Here is a 23,558-nt window from a genome sequence, read left to right as displayed (position 1 = left end):
CGTTGCGTTGGATCTTGGGGGAGCAGTCAAATCATGACAGGGATTCCCGATCTCGCGGCCATAAAGGCGATGGATGCCGCGGATCCGCTGCGGGCAATGCGCGACCGCTTTGTGTTGCCGCAAGGAGTGGTCTATCTCGACGGCAATTCGCTAGGAGCTGCTTCACGTGCCGCTTTCGATGAATTGCGCAAGGCCGCGACCGAAGAATGGTCGCATGATCTCATCCGCGCATGGAACACGGCCGGCTGGTTCAACATGCCGCTTGAACTTGGCGACCAGCTCGGGCGCCTGATCGGTGCCGCGGCCGGCCAGACGGTGGTCTGCGACACGACGTCGGTCAACATCTACAAGCTGCTGCACGCCGCCATGGCCATGCGGCCGGAGCGGCGGGTCATCGTCGCCGAGGGCGATAGTTTTCCGACCGACCTCTACATGGCTGAGGGTGTGGTTTCCACGCAAAAAGATACGCTGCTGCGCCTGTCGGGTGTCGACGCGCCGACCATCGAAGAGCTGATCGACGAACGCACCGCCGTGGTGCTGGTTAATCACGTCAACTACAAGTCGGGCGAACTGCGCGATATGCCCGCGCTGACGCGCAGGGCCCAGGAAGCCGGTGCGATGGTCGTCTGGGATCTCTGCCACACCGCCGGTGCGATGCCAGTCGAGCTCGACAAGGCAAACGCCGATTTTGCCGCTGGCTGCACCTACAAATATCTGAATGGCGGACCGGGCGCGCCTGCCTTCATCTATGCGGCTGAGCGGCATCTTGCCGACATCCAGCAGCCGCTCACCGGCTGGTGGGGGCATGCACGGCCATTCGCCTTCGAGCCAGGCTATACGGCCGGCACCGGCATCCGCCGTTTTCTGTGCGGCACCCAGCCGGTCCTGTCGATGCGCACGCTGAAGGGCGCGCTCGACGTCTGGAACGATGTCGACATGACGGCAGTGCGCAAGAAGAGCATCGCGCTGACCGATCTGTTCATCGAGCTTGTCGAGGCAAAGTGCGGCACTTACGGGCTCACGCTCGAAAGCACGCGCGACGGGAAAAAACGCGGCAGCCAGATTTCATTCATGCATGAGCATGGCTACCAGATCATGCGCGCGCTGATCGAACGTGGCGTGATCGGCGATTTTCGCGCGCCATCGACGATGCGCTTCGGCTTCACCCCGCTCTATGTCGGCTATGCCGATGTCTGGCAGGCCGTCGAAGTGCTTGAGGACATCCTGCGCACCGGTGGGTGGAAGGATGCGCGCTTCGCCATCAAGGCGGCTGTCACTTGAGATTGATGCGAGAGCTCGAATCTTGAGGCTGACGACGACGCGCCGCACGATGATCACGGCTACGTTGCAGGCCATATTGTCCGGGGAGGGCGCAGGGTGTTCGAACATCACATTGCCGATTGGGACAACGCCTATGCCAACGGCGCCAACATAGCCGGCAGCGATCGCTGGCCGGCGGCCTGGGTCGAGCCCGCGCGGGTTTTCCGCGACGTGCTTTCGACCGAGGGCAGGGCGCGGCTCGACTTGGCCTATGGCGATAAACCACGCAACCGGCTCGATCTTTTCCTGCCGGCCACCAAGCCCGAGGGGCTCGTGGTGTTCGTCCATGGCGGCTACTGGATGGCATTCGACAAGAGTTTCTGGTCGCATCTTGCCGCTGGCGCTGTTTATCGCGGCTATGCGGTGGCGATGCCGTCCTACACGCTCTGTCCGCAGATGCGCATCGGCGGCATCGTCAAGGAAGTCGGCGCGGCGATAGGCAAGGCGGCGGCGATGGTCGCAGGGCCGCTGATGCTGACCGGGCACTCGGCCGGCGGCCATCTTGTTAGCCGAATGGTTACGGCGACGACGCCGCTGGCGCCCGAAGTGGTCCGGCGCGTTCGTCATGTGATGTCGATCTCGGGAGTGCACGATTTGCGCCCGATCATGCGCACTGGCATGAACGAGACGCTGGCGATCGATGAGGCCGAGGCGCAGGCCGAAAGCCCGGTGCTGCTGCGCCCGACGGACAAGGCCCGCCTGACCTGCTGGGCCGGCGGCGGCGAGCGCGCCGAATTCCTGCGCCAGAGCGCGTTACTGGCCAATATCTGGATCGGCCTGGGTGCCGCGACCAGCTCGGTGGTCGAGCCTGACCGACATCATTTCAACATCATCGACGGTTTGGCCGATCCAGACCATCCGCTGACGCAAACCTTGATCTCGGAGTGAGGAGGTTCAGCGTAACATCAGCACGTCGCAGGGAGCGCCCGCCGCCGCGGCAGGCGCGAACGGCGCGCGAACGATCAGCCCGTTGGCATCGGCCAGCATTTTCAGCATCGAGGAGTCCTGGATGCCGAACGGCGTCGCCACGAGCGTATCGGCGTCGTCTGTGACAACAGCCCGCACATAATCTTGCCTGAGATCGTTGGCCGGCATGGCAGCACCGAGCCGTGCCTGACGCATATCCTGCTGAAAGGCGCGGCCGCCGAGCCGCGCCAGCAGCGGCTTCAGGAAGAGCTGGGTGCAGACCAGGCTCGCCACCGGATTGCCGGGCAGGCCGATGCAGCGGATCTTGCCCAGCCGCCCGAACATCAGCGGCTTGCCCGGCCGCATGGCGATCTTCCAGAAATCGAGCGTCATGCCTTGCCCGGTCAGCACGTCATGGACGAGGTCGTGGTCGCCGACCGAGGCACCGCCCAGCGTGACGATGACGTTCGCGCTAGCCTTCACCGCCTTTTCGACCAGCGCAGCGATCGCCTCCCTGCGGTCCGGCGCGATGCCGAGGTCGAGAGCGCGCGCACCGACCGACTGTGCGGCGGCGGCGACGCCATAGGCATTTGACGAGATGATCTGGTCGGGGCCAAGATCGCTGCCCGGCGGCAGCAATTCGTCGCCGGTGGCGATGAGGGCGACCAGCGGCCGTTTGACTACGCCGACCTCGGGGTGGTTGGCCGATGCCGCCAGCGACAAAGCGGCCGGATCGAGCAGGCGGCCTTTGGGGAGCAGGACATCGCCCTTGGCGAAATCGAGCCCGAGGCGGCGGATGTTGCGCCCCTGCACCGTCGGCTCCGTCACTTCGACGCTGCCGCCGCCGAGGTTGCGGACGTTCTCCTGGATGACGACGGTGTCGGCGCCTTCGGGAAGCGGCGCGCCGGTGAAGATGCGCACGGCCTGCCCCTGCTGCACCGAGCCGGAAAAGCCGCGTCCGGCCGGCGCCATGCCGACCACCGAAAGCCTTGCCGGTACGGACGCGATATCAATCGCCCGCACCGCATAGCCGTCCATGGCGGAGGCGTTGAACGGCGGCTGGGTGCGGAGCGCCACAACCGGCTCCGCCAGCACGCGGTCAGCAGCATCCAGCAGCGCGACGGGTTCGCCCGGCAGCGCTGCTGCGCCGTCCAGCAGGCGCTCGAGCGCCTCGGCAACGGGGACCTGCGCCATTATCGGCCTGCCTCGGTGGCCCCGTCTCCGGTGATCTTGTAGTCGCCGGATTTGCCGCCGCTCTTTTCAACCAGCCTGATGCCGGAGATGACCATGGCGCGGTCGACCGCCTTGGCCATGTCGTAGATGGTCAGGCAAGCGATCGAGACGGCACTCAGGGCCTCCATTTCAACGCCGGTTTTGCCTCTGACACGGGTCAATGCCGTCACCTTCAGGCCGGGCAACGCTGTGTCCGGCTCGATATCGACAGATATCCTGGTCAGCAGCAGCGGGTGGCAGAGCGGGATCAATTCATGTGTCTTCTTGGCCGCCATGATGCCTGCAATGCGAGCGGTGCCCAGCACGTCGCCCTTCTTGGCATCCCCGGCGAGGATCATGTCCAGCGTCTCGGCCCGCATCGATACGAAGCCCTCCGCGACAGCCGTGCGCACCGTCTCAGCCTTGTCGCCGACATCGACCATGTTGGCTTCGCCGTGCGCGCCAAGATGGGTGAGGGCCGCCGCCATCGTCAGATCGCCTCTGCCGGCGCCTTGCCCGTCAAAAGCAGGCGCGTTGCCGCGGCCACGTCCTGTTGACGCATCAGGCTCTCACCGACCAGGAAAGTGGCGATGCCGCTCCGCTCCAGCCGTCGGCAATCGTCATGCGAAAAGATACCGCTCTCGCTGACCAGAAGGCGGTCGGCCGGCACCATCGCTACCAGCCGTTCCGAGGTCTCGAGGCTGGTTTCGAAGGTCCGGAGATTGCGGTTGTTGATGCCGATCAGCCGCGACGACAGCTGCAGCGCGCGTTCCATTTCAGCCTTGTCATGCACTTCGACCAGCGCGTCCATGCCGAGCCCGAAAGCTGTCGCTTCGAGTTCTCTTGCCAACGCGTCGTCGACGCTGGCCATGATGATCAGGATGGCATCGGCACCCCATGCCCTGGCCTCGTAGACCTGATAGGGGTCGAACAGGAAATCCTTGCGCAAGGCAGGCAACTCGACCGCAGCGCGGGCACTGGTGAGGAATTCGGGGGCGCCTTGGAAGGAGGGTGCGTCGGTCAGCACCGAAAGGCAGGCGGCACCGCCTTTCGCATAGGCCCTGGCCAGCGCCGGCGGATCGAAATCGGCACGGATCAGGCCTTTGGATGGGCTAGCCTTCTTGATTTCGGCAATCAGCGCGAACCTGCCGGATTTGCGCTTTGCTTCAAGGGCGGAAAGAAAGCCGCGCGGCGCGTCCGCATCCGTCGCCCGTGCCTTGATTTCGGCGAACGGGACGCGCGCCTTGGCCGCCGCGATCTCGTCGCGCTTGTAAGCCTCGATCTTGCGCAGGATGTCGGACATGGTTTTAACCGTTCGAAATCTCGACCAGCCTGTCGAGGACTTTCAGCGCGCGGCCGCTGTCGATGGCCTGCGCCGCCGTCACCATGCCGTCGGCAAGCGTCGTCGCCTTGCCCGCCACCACCAGCCCGGCACCGGCATTCATCAGCACCGTATCGCGAAAGGCGCCAGCAGCGCCGTCTAGCATGTCGCGCAGTGCCTGGGCGTTGTGGGCGGCGTCGCCACCGCGCAACTCGTCCTTGGTGTGACGCTTTAGCCCAACGGCTTCCGGAGTCAGCACAAAGCTGCGGATCTCGCCGCCGGCCAATTCGGCGACCTGCGTCTCGCCGGTGGTGGTGATCTCGTCATAGCCGTCGCCATGGACGATCCAGGCATGGTCGGCACCAAGCGCCTTCAACGTTTCTGCCACTGGCATGATCCATTCGGGCAGAAACACGCCGACCATCTGCCGTCTGACACTCGCCGGATTGGAAAGCGGGCCTAGCAGGTTGAAGATGGTGCGGGTTCCGAGCTCGACGCGGGTCGGGCCGACATGCTTCATCGCCGGGTGATGCGCCGGCGCGAACATGAAGCCAACGCCGGCCTCGTGAATGCAGCGGCCGATCGTCTCCGGAGGGATGTCGATCTTAACGCCCAATGCGATCAGCACATCGGCGGCGCCGGTCAGCGAGGACAGTCCGCGATTGCCGTGCTTGGCGACGGGCACGCCGCTGCCGGCGATGACGAAAGCGGATGCGGTCGAAATGTTGACGCTGTGCGAATTGTCGCCGCCGGTGCCGACAATGTCGATGGCGCCCTCGGGAGCTTCGACGCGCAGCATCTTGGCGCGCATGGTGGCGACGGCGCCGGCAATCTCGCTGACGGTCTCGCCGCGCACGCGCAATGCCATCAGGAAGCCACCGATCTGGCCGGGGGTAGCATCGCCGGACATGATAATGTCGAAGGCTTCGCGCGCCTCCTCGAAGGAAAGGGCGCTGCCGGCGGCGACCTTGGCGATGTGGATCTTCAGCGCGCTCATCTGGCCAGAGCTTGGGTTACGGCCGTCTGATCGATGCGGACGTCATATTGCGTCTGCAACTGCGCCACCAACTGGTCGAGCAGGTCGTCGGACATGCCGGATGTGAAGGACTTCTGTGCGTCCTGGGGTACTGAGCTGGCGTCGGCCCCGGCGGGCTCGAATACCTCGGCAACCTTGAACAGGATCTGTCCGTCGCCGGTGGGCGAGGGGATCAGCCCGGTGCCGCCTTCGCCGACGCCGAACATCGCGGCGGCCCCTTCCTTACCGAAATCGACGTCGTCAGCATCGCGCTTGACACCGCGCTTGGTCTGCTTTTCGAGCTTGAGCTCACCGGCGATCACCTCGAGCGGGGCGCCGGCCTTGAGACGCTTCTCGAGCTCCTGAGCTTTTGCGGTGAGCCGTTTGGTGGTTTCCGCCGCGGTCCAGTGGGCCACGACCTTCTGGCGGACTTCGTCCAGCGTCCGGTCGCGGGCCGGCGTGATTGCGCTCACATCGTAGAAGACGAAGCCGTTATCGGCGGTGGTGAGACCTTCATTGTCGGTTCCGGGTTCGGATTCGAACACCGCCTTGATGAGCGCCGGCGATTCCGGCAGGTCTTTGACGATGCTTCCATCCGGCCGTTGGCCGGTGCGGTCGATGGCGTCGATGGTGACGACCTTCAGCTTCAATTTGGCGGCTGCCTCGGCGAGCGAGCTGCCCGAGGCGCGCGTATCCTCGTAATTGTCGTGCACGTCGAGCAAGATGCGGCTTGCCTCGCCCAGTGCCAGGTCCTTGCGGATCTGCTCGGACACTTCGGCCAGCGGCTTCACCACTTCTGGCTTGATCTCGGTGACGCGCAACAGAACGGGGCCAAAGGCGCCTTGCACGACCGGGCTGACTTCATTGACGTTGAGCTTGAAGGCAGCATCGGCAACCGCCTTGTCGGCGATCTTGTCCTTGGCCAGCGTGCCGAGCAGCGTGTCGGCCGGCGTCTTGCCTTCGGCGGCGACGATCTTGTCGAAGGTCGCGCCGGTCCTGAGCGAATCGAGCGCCGCCTTTGCGGCATCAGGCGTCTTGAATACAAGCTGCTCGATGGTGCGCATCTCCGGCGTGGTGTAGCGCGCCTTGTTCTTGTTGTAGTCGTCGCTGACCTGTTGGTCGGTCACCGCGCTCAAATCCATGATGTCTTGCGGTTCGAGCCTGACATAGGAGAACTTGCGGTATTCGGGCGCGGCGTAGGTTTTCTTGTTTGCCTCGAAATAGGCCGAAAGCACGCTGTCGGACGGCGCTTCTATCGGCTCGACAAGCGATTTCGGCAAGGTCAGGTAGTCGATGGTGCGATCTTCGCCGCGATAGAGCGCGACCGCCTTGAAGAATGTATCCGGGGCCTTGAGGCCGTCCGAAACCGCCTCGACGATCTGCTGGCGGACCGCCACCTGGGCGCGGTTCTTCAAATAGTCTTCCGGCCGCATGCCGATCTGCCGAAGCAGGTACTCGAAGGTTCTCCTGTCGAAGGTTCCGGCAGGCCCTTTGAATGCCGGGTCTTCACGCGTCAGTTCGGCCAGCCGGTCCTTTGACAGGCCGAGGCCGAGCTTGCGGGCCTGCTCGTCGAGGACGGCGCCCGACACGAGTTGCGCCAGCACCTGGTTGTCGATGCCGAGCGCCGTCGCCTGCTCACGGCTGATGCGCTGGCCGAATTGCTGCGACATGACGCTGAGCTGGCGATCGTAGGCGAGGCGGTATTCGTTGATCGAGACCTTGGTGCCTCCGGCCGTAATCACAGCGTCATGGCCGGCAAGACCGCCCATCAGCCGCCCCGAGATGCCCCAGATGGCGAAGCTCAACACCAACAACGACAGCAGCAGTTTCGCGACCCAGGTCCCCGCCGCGCTTCTCAACATACCAAGCATGAGCACTTCCGATTTGTGCGCATTTCGCATGCGCCGAGTCTGAAACAAGCGCAATAGCGCCCTTCCTGCCCACTGTCGATTGCTTTGTGGCCTGATTTTGATAGTGAAGGCCAGCTGGAAATTGCCCGGAGAAACAAATCCCATGACGCCTGGAATCCGCCCGCTCGTCGCCGGAAACTGGAAAATGAACGGCACCAGCGCCTCGCTCAACGAGCTCAGGATGATCGGCAACGGCTTCATGAGCGGGCTCGACGCCGAGACCGAAACGGTTGTCTGCGTGCCGGCGACCTTGCTTGCGCACGCCGCCGAGATTCTATCGCGCACGCCGGTGCGGGCCGGCGGGGAGGATTGCCACACCGAGGAAAGCGGCGCCTATACCGGCTGCATTTCGGCCGAGATGCTGAAGGATGCAGGTGCCAGCCATGTCATCGTCGGCCATTCCGAATGCCGCGCCGATCGCAAGGAGGACGATGCCATTGTGCAGGCCAAGGCCTCGGCCGCATGGCGCGCCGGGCTGGTGGCCATCGTCTGCATTGGTGAGACAAGTGCCGAACGCGAAGCAGGAGCCACGCTCGACGTGCTGTCGCGCCAGGTTGCGGGCTCGGTCCCACCAAACGCCACGGCTTCCAACACTGTCATTGCCTATGAGCCAATATGGGCGATCGGCACCGGCTTGACCCCGACCGCCGCTGACGTCGCCGAGGCACATGCGCATATCCGCGAAGAACTGGCGCGGAAGCTTGGCAATACGGCGGCCAAGATGCGCATTCTCTACGGCGGCTCGGTCAAGCCGTCCAACGCCGTCGAGCTGCTCGGCGTCAGGAATGTCGACGGCGCGCTGGTCGGCGGCGCCAGCCTAAAGGCGGCGGACTTCCTCGGCATCGCGGAAGCCTATCGAAACATCGCTTGATACCGGGACTGCTTGCTGGATTTGAGCGACGGCCGGCGCCGAAATCGTTGCAAAGGACGCATTGCTTCCCATATTCCGGCCACGGGCTTGGAAATGCCGTCAAAGCATTGTATTGAGCCGCCTCCAAATCAGCGGCCGCGCAACGCCTTGCCAGGATAAATTATGGAAACCGTACTGATCGTCGTCCACCTCATGGTCGTGCTCGCGCTTGTCGGCGTGGTGCTGCTGCAGCGCTCCGAAGGCGGCGGCCTCGGCATCGGCGGCGGATCGGGCTTCATGACCGCGCGTGGCGCCGCCAATGCGCTGACGCGGGCGACGGCGATCCTGGCCGCGGCTTTCTTCGTGACTTCGCTGACACTGTCGATCGTGGCGCGCTATGGCGAGAAGCCGATCGACATTCTCGATCGCGCGCCAGCGACCTCGGACGGGGCAGGCAAGGGCGTACTCAACCAATTGACCGGAACCACGACGCCGACGCCACCTTCGGGCACCACGGCGCCGACCCCGCCGTCCGGCAATGGCGCGGCAACGACCCCTCCGGCAACAGCTCCGGCAACGCCGCCAGCGACAAACGGCGCCACCGCGCCGGCCACGCCGCAGGTCCCCAACCAGTAATCGGGCATCTTATGCCGCTTATGCCGCGATCTGTTGTCGTTTGAACACAGTCGCGGCAAATGCCGCACGATCACGAAGATTCGACCGCGCCCTACGCTTGAGGCGCTTCCGGCTAATCGACTATAGATTGCGCGCGGCATTCTCGGCGTCCTTGGGGGGCGCCGGGCGACGCCGTGGGCAACAAGCATTGAACGATCGGATATTCCCCATGCAGCTTCGCAGCTTCATTTTGGCCGGCCTTTGTGCCGTGCTCAGCCTAGGTGCGCCCGCTTACGCGGCCATGCCGACGGCAAACTCGGCCCATAAAGCCGCAACAACAACCGACGTCGTCAACGTCGCTGCCAAAAGCGATGCGACGCAATTGAAGCTTCTCAAGAAGAAGAAAGATCCGACGCCGGACGACCTTGCACAGATCCGCAAGATCGAAACCAAGATAGCAGCCGACAAGGAAGCCGCTCGCGCCAAGGCACTTGAGGCCAGGAAGCTGGCGATGCGCGAGGCGGCGAAAGCCAAGGCAGATGCCGAACGGCAGGCATTCCTTGCCAAGAAGACCCAGCCGCTCGCGACGGCCAAGGTGGCTGACGCCACGCCGGCCAAGAAGAAGACCGTCAATATCATCGAACCGATTACGCCTATCGCGCCGATCCAGTCGGCCGAGCCGATCCCGGCCGAGGCCATGAACGTTGCGCTGACCGGCAACAATGGCGAGTTGCGCAGCGAACCGGTCGGGCAGAAGCCGCAGAGCGTCGGGCTGTTCGCGGGACTGTTCGGCGGCACATCCTCTTCGTCGATGTCGCTGCTTCCGGAGACGCGCGCGCTCGACGCCGCGCTCGAAAGGAAGCAGGCCAAGCGGCAGTTCAAGGTCAAGCCGGAATTCGTGCCGCAGGAGGTCGAATTCACCGGCTACAACCCCGGCACCATCGTCATCGATACCAGCGCCCGTCGTCTCTACCTCGTCGAATCCTCCTCGACGGCGCGCCGCTACGCCATTGCGGTCGGCCGGGAAGGCCTGCAGTTCAAGGGTACGGTTGCCGTCGGCGACAAGCAGGAATGGCCGCGCTGGATTCCGACGCTGGACATGCAAAAGCGCGAACCCAAGCACTATGGCCAGTACAAGGACGGCATGCCCGGCGGCGGCGACAATCCGCTCGGTGCGCGCGCCATCTATCTCTACGACGGCAAGAAGGACACCCATCTGCGCATTCACGGCACCATTGCGCCGCAGTCGATCGGAACCAGCGCCTCCAATGGCTGCTTCCGCATGATCAACGAGCACGTCATGGACCTCTACCGCCGGGTGAAAGTGGGCACCAAGGTCGTCATCATCTGACGCGTTGACAGATCGTGCCAAAAGGGCCGGCCTCGCCGGCCCTTTTGTTTTGACACGCCAACGACCAGAGCGCCTTCTTGGGAAAAAGCCTTCGCGGCGGTTTTTTCTCTGGCGGAATCAATTCGGCCGCGTTAAGCGATGACTCCCATGGCGCGATATGTATTCATCACAGGCGGCGTGGTTTCCTCACTTGGAAAAGGCATTGCTGCAGCGGCCCTTGGGGCTCTCTTGCAGGCGCGAGGCTATCGCGCACGTATCAAAAAGCTCGATCCCTACCTCAATGTCGATCCCGGCACGATGTCGCCCTACCAGCACGGCGAAGTCTTCGTGACCGATGACGGGGCCGAGACCGATCTCGATCTTGGCCATTATGAGCGCTTCACCGGCCGCTCGGCCAACCAGCAGGACAACATCACCACCGGCCGCATCTACAAGAACATCATCGAGCGCGAGCGACGCGGCGACTATCTCGGCGCCACCGTGCAGGTCATTCCGCACGTTACCGACGAGATCAAGAACTTCGTCCTCAACGGCAATGACGACTACGATTTCGTACTGTGCGAGATCGGCGGCACCGTCGGCGACATCGAAGCGATGCCGTTCCTGGAGGCGATCCGCCAGCTCGGCAACGACCTGCCGCGCAACAACGCCGTCTACGTCCACCTGACCTTGATGCCTTACATCCCGACGGCGGGCGAACTGAAAACCAAGCCGACGCAGCATTCGGTCAAGGAGTTGCGCGGAATCGGCATTGCGCCAGATATACTGCTGGTCCGCGCCGACCGGCCGATTCCCAAGGAAGAGCGCAGAAAGCTGTCGCTGTTCTGCAATGTGCGCGAAAGCGCGGTCATCCAGGCGCTCGACGTGCCGCATATCTACGACGTTCCGATGGCCTATCACCACGAAGGGCTGGATTCGGAAGTGCTGGCCGCCTTCGGCATCGATCCGGCGCCGAAGCCGCGCATGGAACGGTGGCAAGCGGTGTCCAACCGCATCCACAATCCGGAAGGCGAAGTGACCATTGCGGTCGTCGGCAAATATACCGGCCTCAAGGACGCTTACAAATCGCTGATCGAGGCGCTGTCGCATGGCGGCCTCGCCAACCGGGTCAAGGTCAAGCTCGACTGGATCGAAAGCGAGATATTCGAGAAGGAAGACCCGGCGCCGTGGCTGGAGAAGGTCCATGGCATTCTCGTCCCCGGCGGTTTTGGCGAGCGCGGCTCGGAGGGCAAGATCCTGGCGGCGAAGTTCGCGCGCGAGCGCAAGGTGCCGTATTTCGGCATCTGCTTCGGCATGCAGATGGCCTGCATCGAGGCGGCGCGTTCGCTGGCCGGCGTCGAGCACGCGTCATCGACCGAGTTCGGCCCCACCGAAGAGCCGGTCGTCGGCTTGATGACCGAATGGCTGAAGGGCAACATGCTGGAAAAGCGCAGGGAAACCGGCGACCTCGGCGGTACCATGCGGCTCGGTGCCTACCAGGCCGACCTCGCCAGGGGATCGAAGATCGCCGAGATCTATGGCGATACGCAGATTTCCGAACGCCATCGTCACCGCTATGAGGTCAATGTCGATTACAAGGAGCGGCTCGAGAATTGCGGTCTGGTGTTTGCCGGCATGTCGCCGGACGGCGTGCTGCCGGAAACGGTCGAATACCCCGACCATCCCTGGTTTATCGGCGTGCAGTATCATCCCGAGCTGAAAAGCCGGCCGCTCGACCCCCACCCGCTGTTTGCCAGCTTCATTGAAGCGGCGGTGGAACAGAGCCGTTTGGTCTAAAAGGCCGATGAGCCGCCATGCAAACCTACGTCGCGCTGCTCTACAGCATCATCCTGGGCGAGGGGCGGCGCGTCGTCATGTCCGATCTCAAGGCAATGGCCGAAGGCCTGGGCCTGAACAACCCGCGCACGCTTGTAGCGACCGGCAATCTGGTTTTCGAGTCGCAAGAAACAGAACTCGCGGCATTGGAGCAGCGGCTGGAGGCGGCGTTCGCAAAGACTTTCGGTCGCCACGTCGACATCATCGTGCGCCGCGCCGACGCCTGGCTGAGGCTGGCGGCCGGCAATCCGTTCCCAGCCGAATCGGCCGAGGCCGCGGACCAGGTGGCGGTGCGCGTAATGCGGGCGCCGGTTCCCGCCGGCGCCGCCACGGCACTTGAGGCCTATGTCGGCAAGGACGAGAAGCTGCGGATTGTCGACGGCGACATCTGGATCGTCTTTTCGCGCGAGACGCCGAGTTCGCGGCTGCTTGCGGCGGTGAGCCACAAACGGCTCGGCATCGGCACCTCACGCAACTGGAATACGGTGCGCCGCCTTGCCGAGATAGTCGCAGAATAAACGGGGCGGCTCGCGCCGCCCCGAAAATCCGTTCAGGCCTTGGCTATCCTGGCCCCGGCACCGAGTGCCATCGTGCGCAGAACATAATAGATGACGCCGGCAATTGCGACACCGAAGAACCAGCCATAGACGCCCCACCATGACGGCAGCAGGCTGGTGAAGTTGGGCAGGATCGAGGAGAAGACCGCGCCGATACCGGCGGCGATGAAGGCATTGACGTGCCAGCCGCCCTGGAAGCGGAACTCGCCATTCTCCCTGTAGAGTGCCTCGACGTCGACCTCGCCCTTCCGGATCAGGTAGTAGTCGACCATCATCACGCCGAAGATCGGCCCCATCGTCGCGCCAATGATGTTGACGAAGGAGGCGGCACTGCCTTCCCAGGGCGCAAATGGATAGAGCACCAGCGCGATCAGCGCCGCGATGTAGCCGCCCTTCTTGAAGTCGATCTGCCGTGGAAAGACGTTGGAGAAGTCGAAGGCCGGCGACACGAAGTTCGCCACAACATTGATGCCGAGCGTCGCCACCGCAAAGGTCAGGGCTGCGAGCGCCGCCAGGAACCAGCTGTCGAATTTCGCCGAAATCTGGTCGGGATGCAGCAGCACCTCGCCATAGACGTCGAAGGCGGCGATCGTGGTGCCGCCGGCTACCAGCGAGAACAGGATAAGATTGACCGGCAGGCCCCAGATGTTGCCCTTGCGCAGCGATGCCTTGTCCGGGGCGTAGCGCGCGAAATCGCAGAAGTTGAGATAGAGCGCGGAGAAATAGGTCACCCAGATCGCCGCCACCGCAAACAGCGAGGTCCAGGAGCCCGGCGTACCCGGCACGCCCGCGTCCTTTGTCTTTTCCAGCAGCACATCCATCGGGATGTCGCTGGCGAAGGCGAAGGTGCCTGCCTTGATGCAAAGATAGATCGCCAGGATCAGCATCATCACCCACACGGCCGGTCCGGCCCAGTCCTGGAAGCGGCGCACCGTTTCCATGCCTTTCTGGATGATCAGGAGTTGCAGCGCCCAGATGACGACGAAGCAGATCACCTCGAGCCCGGAGTGGCCGAGGAAATGTGTGCTCTGGTTGAAGTCGGCGAACCATTGCGAGCGGATCAACAGGGCTACGATCGCGCCGGAGGCGGCCGCCGTCTGCGCGCCGTACCAGAAGCAGGCGACGATGGCGCGCACCAGCGCCGGTATGTTGGCGCCCCAGATGCCGAAGGAGGCGCGCGCCAGGACAGGGTAGGGCACCCCGGTCTTCACGCCGGCATAGCCGACCATGTTCATCAACGCATAGATGATCAGCGAACCGATGCCGATGGCGATGATGAAGTTGACGAAGCCGCCGCAAAACAGGAACAGGCTGGCCGCCAGATAGTAGCCCCACAAGCTGTGGACGTCCGACGTCCAGACGTTGAAGATCGAGAACGGTCCCCAGTTTCGAACCTTCGCCGGGGCGAGATCCTCGTGTACAGGTCCGGTGATGCGCCTTGTATGGTCATTGCAATGTCCTCCCCTTGTTACGACCCGCGCCTCCACGCATTGCACGCGGGTTAAGCCTGACGCAGGGGAACCGGCAAGCAGACGATTTGCCGGCTTTGGGCTTAAAGACATTCAATGAGAAACGCGCTTATCGACTGGGCGACGCCGTGGCTGCGATGTTGATCTTTGGCCTTGATTCGGCCTCTGCCTGCTTGTTGGCCGGTCGAGCACCGGATACCGCCGACGTCTCGAAACTGGCCTCGAGCCAGGCTATCGCGCCGGTCACGTCGTCGAGGGCATAGTTTGCGGCCGTCGGTCCGTTTGGCTTCACGCGGATGGAGATGCCGCCAATTTCGTTTATCGCCTCGAAACCGTGTTCGTCCGATGTATCGTCTCCGAGGAATATCGACCGCCGGCCGACAAAGGGCGGAATGTCCATGAAGCGCCGGATGGCAGCACCTTTGACGGCTTCCAGGGGCATGAGCTCGACGCCGGCGTTTCCCGGAAGCACCCGATAACCCTTCGGAAGCCGGGCCAATGCTTGTTCGACCAGCCGGATTGCGGGCGCAAGCAGTTGCGGTGCTGCTCTTGTATGAACGGCAAGGACGGGCCCCTTGCGTTCGACATAGACCTTGCCGCTGCCCAGTTCGGCCTCGATCTCGTCGGCAAGGGCGGCGATGTCGGCCGGCGCGTCGGCGGCGTCGATCGGGCCGCTCGGCGTAAGCCGGTGCTCCAGCCCATACAGTCCGGCGATCCGCAGCTTCAGCGGATGGAACAGCTTGTCCACGGCGGGAATCGATCGGCCGGTGATGAACGCGACCGCACCATCCAGCCGCCGCTCGATACGTCCGAGCAGATTGCGCAAGTCCTCGCCGACGAACACCGCGTCGGGATGGGCAGCGTGTTCAAGCAGGGTTCCGTCGATGTCGAGGAAGAGCGCCCATTGCCCTTCCGACAGGTCCAACGCCGGCGGTTGTTCAAAGCTTTTCATGACGCTGTCTTCCGTGCCCGCTCGAACATCGAGATGACATTGTTGGTGTTGGATGGCGGGCGCTCGCCTGTTCCGGTCACCCTGTCGAGATCGCCGCGTTTGCGCAGGCGCGCGGCGTCCAGCAGCATGCTGCCGGCCCAGCGGTAGACATTGTTGTCGCGGACCATCTCGCGCATCGGCCGCAACCGTTCGCGCTGCTCCTCCGGCGTCATCGTCAGCGCCTGCAACAGCGCCTCGCTCATCATGGCCGCATCGTAGGGGTTGACGATCAGTGCTTCCAGCAGTTCGCGCGAGGCACCGGCGAAGGTGCTGAGCAAAAGCACACCCTGTTCGTCGTCGCGCGCCGCGACGAATTCCTTGGCAACAAGGTTCATGCCATCGTGCAGGCTGGTGACCATGCAGATGTCGGCGGCGCGATAGACCTCGTAGACCTGCTCCTGCCGATGATGTTCGGCAATCATCAGGACAGGGCTGTAGGTCTCGCTGCCGTAGCGCTGGTTGAGTTCTTCGGCGTAGCGGCGGCATTCGTCGTGGTGCTGCTGATAGGTCGGCAAGGTTCCCCGGCTAGGCGCTGCTATCTGCAGGAAGACCACCTTGCCTATCCATTCGGGATATCTGGTGAATAATTCCTCCAAGGCATGGAAGCGATCGAGAATGCCTTTCGTGTAGTCGAGGCGCTCGACGCCAACGCATAGTTTGGTATCCGCAGACAGGCCGAATCTGTCGCGTACGCGGGCGCGGCACTCCTCCACAGGCGGCAGTTTTGCCAACAATTGGGCCGGCCATTCTATGGAAATAGGATAGGCGTGGACCAATGTGGTCTGCCCACCATAGGAGATTGCCGCGTCTGCCCGTTCGATCCGGCTCTCCAGAAAGCGGTCGACACTTTCGGTGAAGTTGTTGGCATGGAATTGGGTATGAAAGCCGATGATCGAACTGCCGAGCAGTCCTTCCAGGATCCGCTCACGCCACGGACAGATGCTGAACACTTCCGAATTGGGCCAAGGGATATGCCAGAAGGTGATGACTATCGCGTCCGGCAGGCGCTGGCGAATCATGCGCGGCAGTAGCGCGAAATGGTAGTCCTGCACCAGCACGATCGGCCGTTCGTTGCGGGCTTCGGCGACCACGGTATCGGCGAACTTGCGGTTGACGGCCTCGTAGGCGTCCCAGTCCGAGGCGCGAAACACGGGACGGGTGAAGGCGATATGGCAAAGCGGCCATAGGCCCTCATTGGCGAAGCCCAGATAATAACCCTGATGTTCCTCCTCCGTCAGCCAGACCCTGCGCAGCGTGTACGACGGATTGCCTGGCGGCACCTGCACCCGGTCGTCCTTGTCGACGGTTAGGCGGTCTGCCGTACCACCGCCATAGGCGATCCAGGTGCCGGCACAGGCGCGGGTGATGGGTTCGAGTGCCGAAACCAGCCCGCTGGCCGGCACCAAAAGTTGGACCCCGTCATCCTTGATGTTGTGGATGTAGGGTTCGCGGTTGGACACCACGATGACCTGTGCATCCGGCAGGTCGTCGGCCAGGATCTTGCGCAAAGTGTCGGGCGACCATGTGACCAGTGCCGCATCGGCCGACTGGCCGTTCTTTTCGAACTCGCGCAGGACCTTGCGTGCCGCTTCCGATGCGACATCCTCGCTCGGCGTGTATGCGGCCGCCGTTGCGCCGCGGCGCTGGCGGGATATGGATAGGAGAATGGCAAAAGCGGAAAAGCCAAAACTTGCAATCAGCAAAACCCAGAGCAGGTTCACGGTATAATCTGACATGGAATGTGATCTCGCCTCCGGCCGGCCGATAGCCGTTTTTTATTTGTTTTTCTGGTTCGCTGCCGTGTGACGACGACAGCATCCCCCGCTGCCCATTTTTGCAACGCACAAAGAGGCTATCGGTTCCGGGCGATTGCAACACCGCGCGTCATTTTCGATGCGCCGCAGCGCGGCGGCATCAAGTGCGCACGATGAGCGGCACCATCCCCTCATACCGATCGGCGAGAAAGGCGACGACCCGGTCGCCGACACGCTGGAATGTGAGGTCGACCACCATCGAGCCGACACCCAGATGCCGCAATGTCAGCGTGTCGATGCCGATCGGCAGCCTTGGGCGGGTGACCCGGATTTCGCTGTTCCAGCCGTCGATTTCGAGGCCAAGGCAGGCCTGCATCAGCATGAAGGCCGATCCCGCTGACCAGGCCTGCGGCAGGCACGCGACAGGATAGGCGATCGGCGCTTCGCCCGGCGACCGGGTAAAGCCGCAGAACAGTTCCGGCAGCCGCATGTTGAAATGGACAGCCGATTCGAACGTGCCGCTCATCAGCCGGACCACGCTGTCGCGCACGCCATAACGTGCCAGGCCCGCCCCGCACATGGCGGTGTCGTGCGGCCAGATCGAGCCATTGTGGTAGGACATCGGGTTGAAGAATATCGCATCGTCGGCCAGCGTCCTCACTCCCCAGCCCGAGTGGAAGGAGGCGGACAGCAACTGATCGGCGACCATTTGCGCGCGTTCGGGCTCGGCAAGCCCGACGTAGAGAAGATGTCCGGCATTCGACGTCCGCACCTTGCAGAGCTCGCCTGCACCATCGATCGCCAGGGCATAGAAATTGAGATCGTCCATCCAGAAATGGCGTTCCACCGCGGCGCGCATGGTTTCGGCGCGTTCCTCCCAATGATCGGCCTTGTCGTCCTCGCCGCGGCGGCGGGCGAGCGCCGCTAGCCCACGGAACGCGGCAAAGACATAGCCTTGCACCTCGACCAGGGCGATCGGCCCCTTGGGCATGCGGCCATCGGCATGGAAGACGGAATCGAAACTGTCTTTCCAGCCCTGATTGGCGAGGCCGGTCTCGGCGCCGCGCTGGTAGGTGACGAAGCCGGTCGCGCGGCTTGTCTCCTCCGTCCATTCGGCCGCGGCACACAGCGATGGCCACAGGCGGTCGATGAAGGCCATGTCACCGGTACGATCCGCATAGGCGCAAGCGAGATGAATATAGAGCGGCGTGGTATCGACACCGCCGTAATAGCGACCGAACGGGAGCTCCCGCAGCGCCGCCATCTCGCCCTTGCGGGTCTCGTGCATGATCTTGCCCGGCTGCGAATCGCTGAACGGCGACGTTTCGGTTGCCTGATGCTGGGCGAGAAAGGCGAGCACGCCGCGCGCCAGCCCAGGATTCAGCCACAGCATCTGCAGTGCGGAAATCACCCCGTCGCGGCCAAATGCCGTCGAGAACCAGGGTATGCCGGCATAGGGGTAAGGTCCGGTTGCAAGCTCGGTGGTCAGCAACGCCACATCGGCCCGCGCGCGTTCGATCCAGTCGTTGAAGACGCGGCCGGAGCTGTGCACCGTCGCACCGTGGCGGCGTTTGGCGCGCATTCCGAAGCGAGCGCGAGCGGCGGCAGCCCGAAAACGGTCGCGGTCGGGTGTCTCCGCTATTTCCGGGCCGACTTCGATATAGAGGACCTCGCTGCTGCGCTTCGTCACCGCAACCAGGAAATCCGCACGGCTGGCGGTCAAGTTGTCCGGGGCCTGCGAGAACGAGATCGCCGACAGGCGCACGAGCTGGTCCAGCCCGTCATATCGAAGCACCACGGATGTCGGACTGGTCTCGGCGGCGTGGGCTATTCCGCGCTTGAGCCGGGTCGAGCCGCGCACCTCGAACATGTCGCGGAAATCTGCAGCGAAATGCAACGAAACCCGAATGGCCGACGATTCCTGGCTGTAGTTGGAAAGGGTGATGCGCTCGAACAGCCGGTCCTGCCAAAGCAGCCTGACGCGTTCTATGTGGATCGCGCCCTGCGGAATGTCCCGGCCACCGACACTCTGGATCGGCAGATTGGTCAGGTTCGAGGTGAAAAGCACATTGTCCTGGCTGAGCGATGCCCCCAGCAGCGACATTTGCCGGCCACCGACCGTCAGCCGGAATTCCGAAAGCACACGCGTGTCGTCCCGGAAAAAGCCGTCGCCGGCGCCGCGGATGTCGCCATAGGCGTCGGCCACCGCGAAGCAGTCGCCTTGCTTGAGGGCGAACAGCCGGTGCGGCTCCCGGGGCGCAACCTCGTCGAGGGAGGCGAGGGCTACAGCGGGATCAAGCTTACGCTCGTCGAGTTGATTCATACGTCACAAGCTCTGTCGTTTCGTTCCAACGTCCACAATGGGCGCCGATCCGGACGGTCTCGCTTCACCGGGAGCGCCGATCAGGCGCGTATAGGCAGCCACATAGTCGTGGGCCATTCTCGTGGCAGAAAAACGGTTTTCGAATACGGCTCTCACCTTTCGCCTGTCGAGGCGCAGCAATTCCGGTATCGAGGCGACCGCAACATCGACCGTATCGACAAGGAAACCGGTCACGCCGTGGTCGATGATCTCCGGCAGGGCACCGCATTTCCAGGCGATCACCGGTGTGCCGCAGGCCATAGCCTCTATCGCGGCAAGACCGAACGGCTCCGGCCAATCGATTGGAAACAGCAGGCCGGCCGCCTTGCCGACGAATTCCGCTTTTCTGCCCTCTTCGATCTCGCCGATGTAGTCGACACGGTCGCCGTCGATCAGCGGCTCGACCGTGTCGTGGAAAAAAGCGCGGTCGTCGTCGCCGATCTTTGCCGCAAGCTTCAGTTTCAGCCCGGAGCGCAAGGCGATCTCGATCGCACGGTCCGGGCGCTTGTCGCGCGACAGCCGGCCGAGAAAGGCCAGATACGGCTCGTCCGCATTCGTCTCGAAAGTTGGCTCATAGATATTGATCGGCAGCCCGTGATGGATGGTCGCCAGCCAATTGGCCTTGGCGAGCCCGCTTCTCTGGCTGCGGGAAATCGAGATCATAGGAAAGCGCGGGAAACGTTCGTAGGCCGGGGCCAGGTCGACATAGTCGAGCCTGCCATGCGGTGTCGTCACTGTCCGCTCGTGCATATTTTCAAAGAAAGGAAAATGCAGGAAGTGGCTGAGATGGAAATGGATGACGTCGAACTGTTGCGCACGGTTCCTCACCTCCGCAAGCATCGAAAGATGCGCTGCGATTTCGGACTTGTGCGGGCGCGGATCGAGACGGAGCGCGCGCTCGCGACACGCCACCAATTTCGCCGATGTCTTGGTATCGCCGCTGGCGAACAGGGTCACGTCATGGCCAAGCTCGACCAATCCCTCGGTCAGGTAGGAAACGATGCGTTCCGTCCCTCCATAGAACCGGGGTGGCACGGATTCATGGAGCGGCGCCACATGGGCTATTCTCATATTTTGGCATTTCCCTCAAAAAGACTGCTCGTGGCATCGAAATGCATCAGTCGCGCTAACGTTCCCGTACGATGGCGAGATGTCACCCCAATTGGGGCTGCCTGGCGCTTCCATCGTTGCTCGTCTCGTCCGGCCACCATTTTTCAGGCCAAGCCCTCCTTGGCCGGAACCAAAGCCCGGCTCGCGAGTTTAGTGGGGTTCGATCGCACGCATCCGGTCGACGGGGAGGAAATGATGGACCGCTTGCAATTCTTTTCGCCCGTGCGGATTTTGCGCGGACAGGGACAGCCCGTGGAGGAGATCGACAGCGTTGCCGAAGCAATGGCATTCTTGCGAAAATGGCCGGCCGGGCGGCGCGGGCCGGTTTACCAGTGTGCGGTGAATTGCTGCGCTGCGGCCATGGCCGGCCGGATGTCGGCCGAGGAAGCGCGAAAGGCTTTTGCCGGCTTCGCCCGGATCACCCGCCTGCTCGAGGGCGATCGGCCGTTGCCGATGAGCGGAGAGGATCGGCATCGCGACCACGCGTTGAGGCGATAGGCATCCCACCGCCGCGTTAGAGCAAGGGTGGCATTCAGCCGGAGCGCCCGATCGGCGACCGACGCGCTTTCGCGAACAGATTTTTGAGCTGGGCTATTCCGGCTGTCGTGGCCGCCACGCCCATGATCGTGAACCGGAGTAAATTCCAAAAATTTTGCATAGATACCTCGCTTTCTGACGCCTGCTTCTCGGGCTCGCGCCCAAGCTTCCTCAATGTCGAGTGGGTGTTTGCGACAAGGCCGCATACGGATCGCCTACGCCTCGGCGGTCGGGGCTCGGGGCGGCATAAAAAGTTTGACGAAGCGCAGACAATGGTGCCGCATTGCGGTATTTCGACCAGAAAAGGCCAAAGATGCACTTTTGGGGACGGATAATGTCGAAACGGCTTAGACTGGTCCTGGGGACAGCCGGCGCAATTGCCGTCGCCATCGTCTGGGGGATCGTCGCCACGTTGATGGGAGTGCCATCGATTCTGATCACCGTAGGAGCGGTCGCGATCGGCGCGGGCATGTACAGCTATCAAAGCCGGAGCTGACCACTACCCGGCGACGCGGCATAGCCCAAAACTCCCACGGTCGCAGACTGTCTGCGGCGATGCTCAGTGTACGAAAATTACCAACGACAGCGTCCTGTGGAACGAGTGGGCTCTCGAAGCTATCGTGGTGGCGGTCCGAGACGCCCCCGCCTCGGGCCATTGGCTCACCCAGCCGAGTGGTCCGCTGCTATCCAATGGCAGCGGACCTTCACCCGGAGGACGGACCCCGGAAGACGGACATTGTGCCGAATCGAGGGAGAACGATGGTCGTTGGCGCCACGATCCGGTTCCGCCGCAGCGGCTGAGATCGCGATCACGGCTATCATGCCGAATTGCCCGGCCTTCGGAAAAGCCCTGGACGACATGATAGCGGCATGTGCGTTCGAATTATGGGGTGCTGTTCGATTGGCCTAACGCATGAAGGGCTAGAAAGCGATGAACTCCAATGTAAAACCGTACGGACGCCGTCGGGTACGAATCCGGCGCTATTCCTGAGGCGCTCGCGACTAGAGAAACCGACCAACCGGAGCAGCCATGCCGAGATATTTTTTCCATTTCCGAAACAACGAGGGCCGCTTGACGGAAGATTTCGAGGGTCAGGAGTTGGACGGTCTGTCCGCGGCTCAGGATAACGCCATGGCTTCGGCCAAGGAAATCCTGGCCGAGGGCCTGCTCAGCGGCAACCCGGTCCTGACGGGCCTTTCCTTCGAAATCTGTGACGAGAACCGGAAGCTGCTTTTCCGATTTCCCTTTTCGGAAGCTGCCGAAAAGGCTGGCACTCGACCGTGATTGGCCAAAGCCCCGCAATGCGGGCGAGCTTTGATCGAGCCTGGCTGAAAAACCGCATGCCGCGGCAAGACGCTCGTTGGTGCAAATCAGCACCATAGGCAAATTAGTAGCATAGCTGCCGGCACAAAGCAAGAACAAACATGGCTTGCCTTGCCGGCGGGGCATTATTTATGCCCCTTCGTGTGTCGGCCCGGGCTATCCGCGCGTTTCAGGAACTCGAGGGCAGGCCCGGGTAGGGGGCGGCAAGCGACATTGGGATTTCCAACCGATTTGTCGATTTGTCGGGCTGGTGTTCGTCAACTTCCCGAAACGTCTTCGCAGGATGCTGTGATCTGGAGTTCCTTTCTCCCGCGGTTACGTTTACAGGACGTTCTGGACAGTGTCGTTTGCGCGCCAGCAACTGGTCCGGGGCCAAGGCCCAGCGCACAGTCGTCCTCCGTCAAGGAAACCAGTCCGGCGCCGCTTTTGGAGAACAATGATTTGTGGTGGTCAAATAAGCAAAAGAGATTCAAGGGAACGTGGGACGACCGGCTGGACGGGCTATTCTCCGCAGAGGTCGACTATGCCGGCAAATCCATTCTCGATGTTGGCTGCAACATGGGTGTTGTCGCCTATGAGTTATCCAAGCTAGGACCGAGTTCGATCCATGGGATCGACATTCTTAAGCCGCATATCGAGACGGCCAGGATGATCTTCCTGGGTTGTCCAGTCCAAAGCCGGTTCGATTGTCTCGATCTTGGTAGCCGGAAGCTGCAAAATGTTCTCCAACCGCAGTACGACATCGTCATGCTGCTGGCGGTCTACCATCACATGCAGTGGAGCCTCGGCGCGGACAAGGCGCGACGCGTGCTGTGCGATATCGCCGGGCGTGCTCAAACGATCGTTGCCCGCGTTCCTCCTGGCAAGGACAAGGAGATGATCGCGGTGCTTTCGGATGTGGGCTTTTCAATCAAAAGCAATCACACATCGCCTCTTGGAAGCCATCTCATGATCCTCGCGAAACACTGACTAGGCATAGCGCGGCCGACGACGAATGGCGCAAGAGCCGCATGGCTTGGCATGCGAGGAACCGACGGTCATAAGCCGATGACGTGCAAGGATCCGGTTCGGCATTGACTGTGGTCGGGAACGAAGCCACAGACAGGTGATCGAAACCGTCTCGTGCTTCAAGACAACAC

The 23,558-nt window shown here is 62.7% G+C and carries 20 protein-coding genes and 1 pseudogene; 11 read left to right on the top strand and 10 right to left on the bottom strand.

Annotation, left to right across the window (positions count from 1 at the left end; all coding sequences use genetic code 11):
- Positions 1-33 precede the first annotated feature (33 nt).
- Together kynU and AC0L2P_RS06910 are read left to right on the top strand one after the other, a co-directional pair.
- Entirely contained in the window at positions 34-1,281 is a 1,248-nt protein-coding gene (gene kynU, locus AC0L2P_RS06915) for a kynureninase (RefSeq protein WP_473500472.1), read from the top strand.
- Between the two features lie 96 nt (positions 1,282-1,377).
- Positions 1,378-2,208 carry an alpha/beta hydrolase gene (locus AC0L2P_RS06910; RefSeq protein ID WP_473500471.1) on the top strand — a complete coding sequence of 277 codons (831 nt, stop codon included), beginning with the start codon at positions 1,378-1,380 and terminating at the stop codon, positions 2,206-2,208.
- Positions 2,209-2,214: 6 nt separating this feature from the next.
- Here the strand turns inward: AC0L2P_RS06910 and AC0L2P_RS06905 are convergent, their stop codons facing one another.
- From AC0L2P_RS06905 to AC0L2P_RS06885, 5 genes are read right to left on the bottom strand one after another with little or no spacing between them, the layout of a single operon-like run.
- Positions 2,215-3,420: a molybdopterin molybdotransferase MoeA gene (locus AC0L2P_RS06905; protein WP_473500470.1), complete on the bottom strand. Its 1,206-nt coding sequence runs from the start codon at positions 3,418-3,420 to the stop codon at positions 2,215-2,217.
- The gene (gene moaC, locus AC0L2P_RS06900) at positions 3,420-3,926 is read right to left on the bottom strand and encodes a cyclic pyranopterin monophosphate synthase MoaC (RefSeq protein WP_473500469.1); all 507 of its coding nucleotides are present in this window, start codon (positions 3,924-3,926) and stop codon (positions 3,420-3,422) included. The genes AC0L2P_RS06905 and moaC overlap by 1 nt, the downstream gene beginning before the upstream one ends.
- Positions 3,927-3,928: 2 nt before the next feature.
- Positions 3,929-4,741, bottom strand: coding sequence for an indole-3-glycerol phosphate synthase TrpC (gene trpC, locus AC0L2P_RS06895; RefSeq protein ID WP_473500468.1), 813 nt, complete (start codon positions 4,739-4,741; stop codon positions 3,929-3,931).
- A gap of 4 nt (positions 4,742-4,745) precedes the next feature.
- Positions 4,746-5,756, bottom strand: coding sequence for an anthranilate phosphoribosyltransferase (gene trpD / locus AC0L2P_RS06890; protein WP_473500467.1), 1,011 nt, complete (start codon positions 5,754-5,756; stop codon positions 4,746-4,748).
- The gene (locus tag AC0L2P_RS06885; RefSeq protein WP_473500466.1) at positions 5,753-7,645 is read right to left on the bottom strand and encodes a SurA N-terminal domain-containing protein; all 1,893 of its coding nucleotides are present in this window, start codon (positions 7,643-7,645) and stop codon (positions 5,753-5,755) included. The genes trpD and AC0L2P_RS06885 overlap by 4 nt, the downstream gene beginning before the upstream one ends.
- 142 nt (positions 7,646-7,787) lie before the next feature.
- Between AC0L2P_RS06885 and tpiA the strand changes: the two genes are divergently transcribed.
- From tpiA to AC0L2P_RS06860, 5 genes are all read left to right on the top strand, one after another.
- Entirely contained in the window at positions 7,788-8,555 is a 768-nt protein-coding gene (tpiA, locus tag AC0L2P_RS06880; RefSeq protein WP_473500465.1) for a triose-phosphate isomerase, read from the top strand.
- A gap of 162 nt (positions 8,556-8,717) precedes the next feature.
- Complete coding sequence (gene secG, locus AC0L2P_RS06875; protein WP_473500464.1) at positions 8,718-9,170, top strand: preprotein translocase subunit SecG; 453 nt, start codon at positions 8,718-8,720, stop codon at positions 9,168-9,170.
- Positions 9,171-9,378: 208 nt separating this feature from the next.
- Complete coding sequence (locus AC0L2P_RS06870) at positions 9,379-10,500, top strand: L,D-transpeptidase (RefSeq protein ID WP_473500463.1); 1,122 nt, start codon at positions 9,379-9,381, stop codon at positions 10,498-10,500.
- Positions 10,501-10,647: 147 nt separating this feature from the next.
- Positions 10,648-12,276, top strand: coding sequence for a CTP synthase (locus AC0L2P_RS06865; RefSeq protein WP_473500462.1), 1,629 nt, complete (start codon positions 10,648-10,650; stop codon positions 12,274-12,276).
- A 17-nt stretch (positions 12,277-12,293) separates the two neighbouring features.
- Positions 12,294-12,833, top strand: a complete 540-nt coding sequence (locus AC0L2P_RS06860; RefSeq protein ID WP_473500461.1) for a DUF1697 domain-containing protein — start codon at positions 12,294-12,296, stop codon at positions 12,831-12,833.
- Between the two features lie 32 nt (positions 12,834-12,865).
- Here the strand turns inward: AC0L2P_RS06860 and AC0L2P_RS06855 are convergent.
- The 5 genes and pseudogenes from AC0L2P_RS06855 to AC0L2P_RS06835 form a co-directional block, all read right to left on the bottom strand.
- Positions 12,866-14,322 (bottom strand): annotated as a pseudogene (locus tag AC0L2P_RS06855) (NCS1 family nucleobase:cation symporter-1).
- 128 nt (positions 14,323-14,450) lie between these two features.
- A complete protein-coding gene (otsB, locus tag AC0L2P_RS06850; RefSeq protein ID WP_473500460.1) occupies positions 14,451-15,293 on the bottom strand; it encodes a trehalose-phosphatase in 843 nt (280 codons plus the stop codon).
- Positions 15,290-17,068, bottom strand: a complete 1,779-nt coding sequence (locus AC0L2P_RS06845) for an alpha,alpha-trehalose-phosphate synthase (UDP-forming) (RefSeq protein ID WP_473500459.1) — start codon at positions 17,066-17,068, stop codon at positions 15,290-15,292. Before AC0L2P_RS06845 ends, otsB begins: the two co-directional genes overlap by 4 nt.
- 178 nt (positions 17,069-17,246) lie before the next feature.
- Positions 17,247-19,409, bottom strand: coding sequence for an amylo-alpha-1,6-glucosidase (locus AC0L2P_RS06840; protein ID WP_473500458.1), 2,163 nt, complete (start codon positions 19,407-19,409; stop codon positions 17,247-17,249).
- 3 nt (positions 19,410-19,412) lie between these two features.
- A complete protein-coding gene (locus AC0L2P_RS06835; RefSeq protein WP_473500457.1) occupies positions 19,413-20,519 on the bottom strand; it encodes a glycosyltransferase family 4 protein in 1,107 nt (368 codons plus the stop codon).
- Here AC0L2P_RS06835 and AC0L2P_RS06830 point away from each other — a divergent pair.
- From AC0L2P_RS06830 to AC0L2P_RS06815, 4 genes are all read left to right on the top strand, one after another.
- Entirely contained in the window at positions 20,505-21,056 is a 552-nt protein-coding gene (locus tag AC0L2P_RS06830) for a DUF982 domain-containing protein (protein ID WP_473500456.1), read from the top strand. The genes AC0L2P_RS06835 and AC0L2P_RS06830 overlap by 15 nt on opposite strands.
- Positions 21,057-21,429: 373 nt before the next feature.
- Entirely contained in the window at positions 21,430-21,591 is a 162-nt protein-coding gene (locus AC0L2P_RS06825; protein WP_473500455.1) for a hypothetical protein, read from the top strand.
- 534 nt (positions 21,592-22,125) lie between these two features.
- Positions 22,126-22,380: a DUF6894 family protein gene (locus AC0L2P_RS06820; protein ID WP_473500454.1), complete on the top strand. Its 255-nt coding sequence runs from the start codon at positions 22,126-22,128 to the stop codon at positions 22,378-22,380.
- A 465-nt stretch (positions 22,381-22,845) separates the two neighbouring features.
- Positions 22,846-23,388: a class I SAM-dependent methyltransferase gene (locus tag AC0L2P_RS06815; protein ID WP_473500453.1), complete on the top strand. Its 543-nt coding sequence runs from the start codon at positions 22,846-22,848 to the stop codon at positions 23,386-23,388.
- Positions 23,389-23,558: the final 170 nt, after the last annotated feature.

The organism is Mesorhizobium sp. WSM4836 (assembly GCF_055811815.1).
Note: the sequence above shows the minus strand (reverse complement) of the source record. Positions and strands in the feature narration are given on the sequence as shown.

Bases quoted from the DNA above. Each gene is read 5' to 3' on its own strand.
- trpC (WP_473500468.1), bottom strand. From the start codon at position 4,741: ATGTCCGACATCCTGCGCAAGATCGAGGCTTACAAGCGCGACGAGATC.
- AC0L2P_RS06830 (WP_473500456.1), top strand. From the start codon at position 20,505: ATGGGCTATTCTCATATTTTGGCATTTCCCTCAAAAAGACTGCTCGTG.
- AC0L2P_RS06845 (WP_473500459.1), bottom strand. From the start codon at position 17,068: ATGTCAGATTATACCGTGAACCTGCTCTGGGTTTTGCTGATTGCAAGT.
- trpD (WP_473500467.1), bottom strand. From the start codon at position 5,756: ATGAGCGCGCTGAAGATCCACATCGCCAAGGTCGCCGCCGGCAGCGCC.
- moaC (WP_473500469.1), bottom strand. From the start codon at position 3,926: ATGGCGGCGGCCCTCACCCATCTTGGCGCGCACGGCGAAGCCAACATG.
- otsB (WP_473500460.1), bottom strand. From the start codon at position 15,293: ATGAAAAGCTTTGAACAACCGCCGGCGTTGGACCTGTCGGAAGGGCAA.
- AC0L2P_RS06840 (WP_473500458.1), bottom strand. From the start codon at position 19,409: ATGAATCAACTCGACGAGCGTAAGCTTGATCCCGCTGTAGCCCTCGCC.
- AC0L2P_RS06865 (WP_473500462.1), top strand. From the start codon at position 10,648: ATGGCGCGATATGTATTCATCACAGGCGGCGTGGTTTCCTCACTTGGA.
- AC0L2P_RS06820 (WP_473500454.1), top strand. From the start codon at position 22,126: ATGCCGAGATATTTTTTCCATTTCCGAAACAACGAGGGCCGCTTGACG.
- AC0L2P_RS06885 (WP_473500466.1), bottom strand. From the start codon at position 7,645: ATGCTTGGTATGTTGAGAAGCGCGGCGGGGACCTGGGTCGCGAAACTG.
- AC0L2P_RS06870 (WP_473500463.1), top strand. From the start codon at position 9,379: ATGCAGCTTCGCAGCTTCATTTTGGCCGGCCTTTGTGCCGTGCTCAGC.
- AC0L2P_RS06905 (WP_473500470.1), bottom strand. From the start codon at position 3,420: ATGGCGCAGGTCCCCGTTGCCGAGGCGCTCGAGCGCCTGCTGGACGGC.
- tpiA (WP_473500465.1), top strand. From the start codon at position 7,788: ATGACGCCTGGAATCCGCCCGCTCGTCGCCGGAAACTGGAAAATGAAC.
- secG (WP_473500464.1), top strand. From the start codon at position 8,718: ATGGAAACCGTACTGATCGTCGTCCACCTCATGGTCGTGCTCGCGCTT.
- AC0L2P_RS06835 (WP_473500457.1), bottom strand. From the start codon at position 20,519: ATGAGAATAGCCCATGTGGCGCCGCTCCATGAATCCGTGCCACCCCGG.
- AC0L2P_RS06825 (WP_473500455.1), top strand. From the start codon at position 21,430: ATGTCGAAACGGCTTAGACTGGTCCTGGGGACAGCCGGCGCAATTGCC.
- kynU (WP_473500472.1), top strand. From the start codon at position 34: ATGACAGGGATTCCCGATCTCGCGGCCATAAAGGCGATGGATGCCGCG.
- AC0L2P_RS06860 (WP_473500461.1), top strand. From the start codon at position 12,294: ATGCAAACCTACGTCGCGCTGCTCTACAGCATCATCCTGGGCGAGGGG.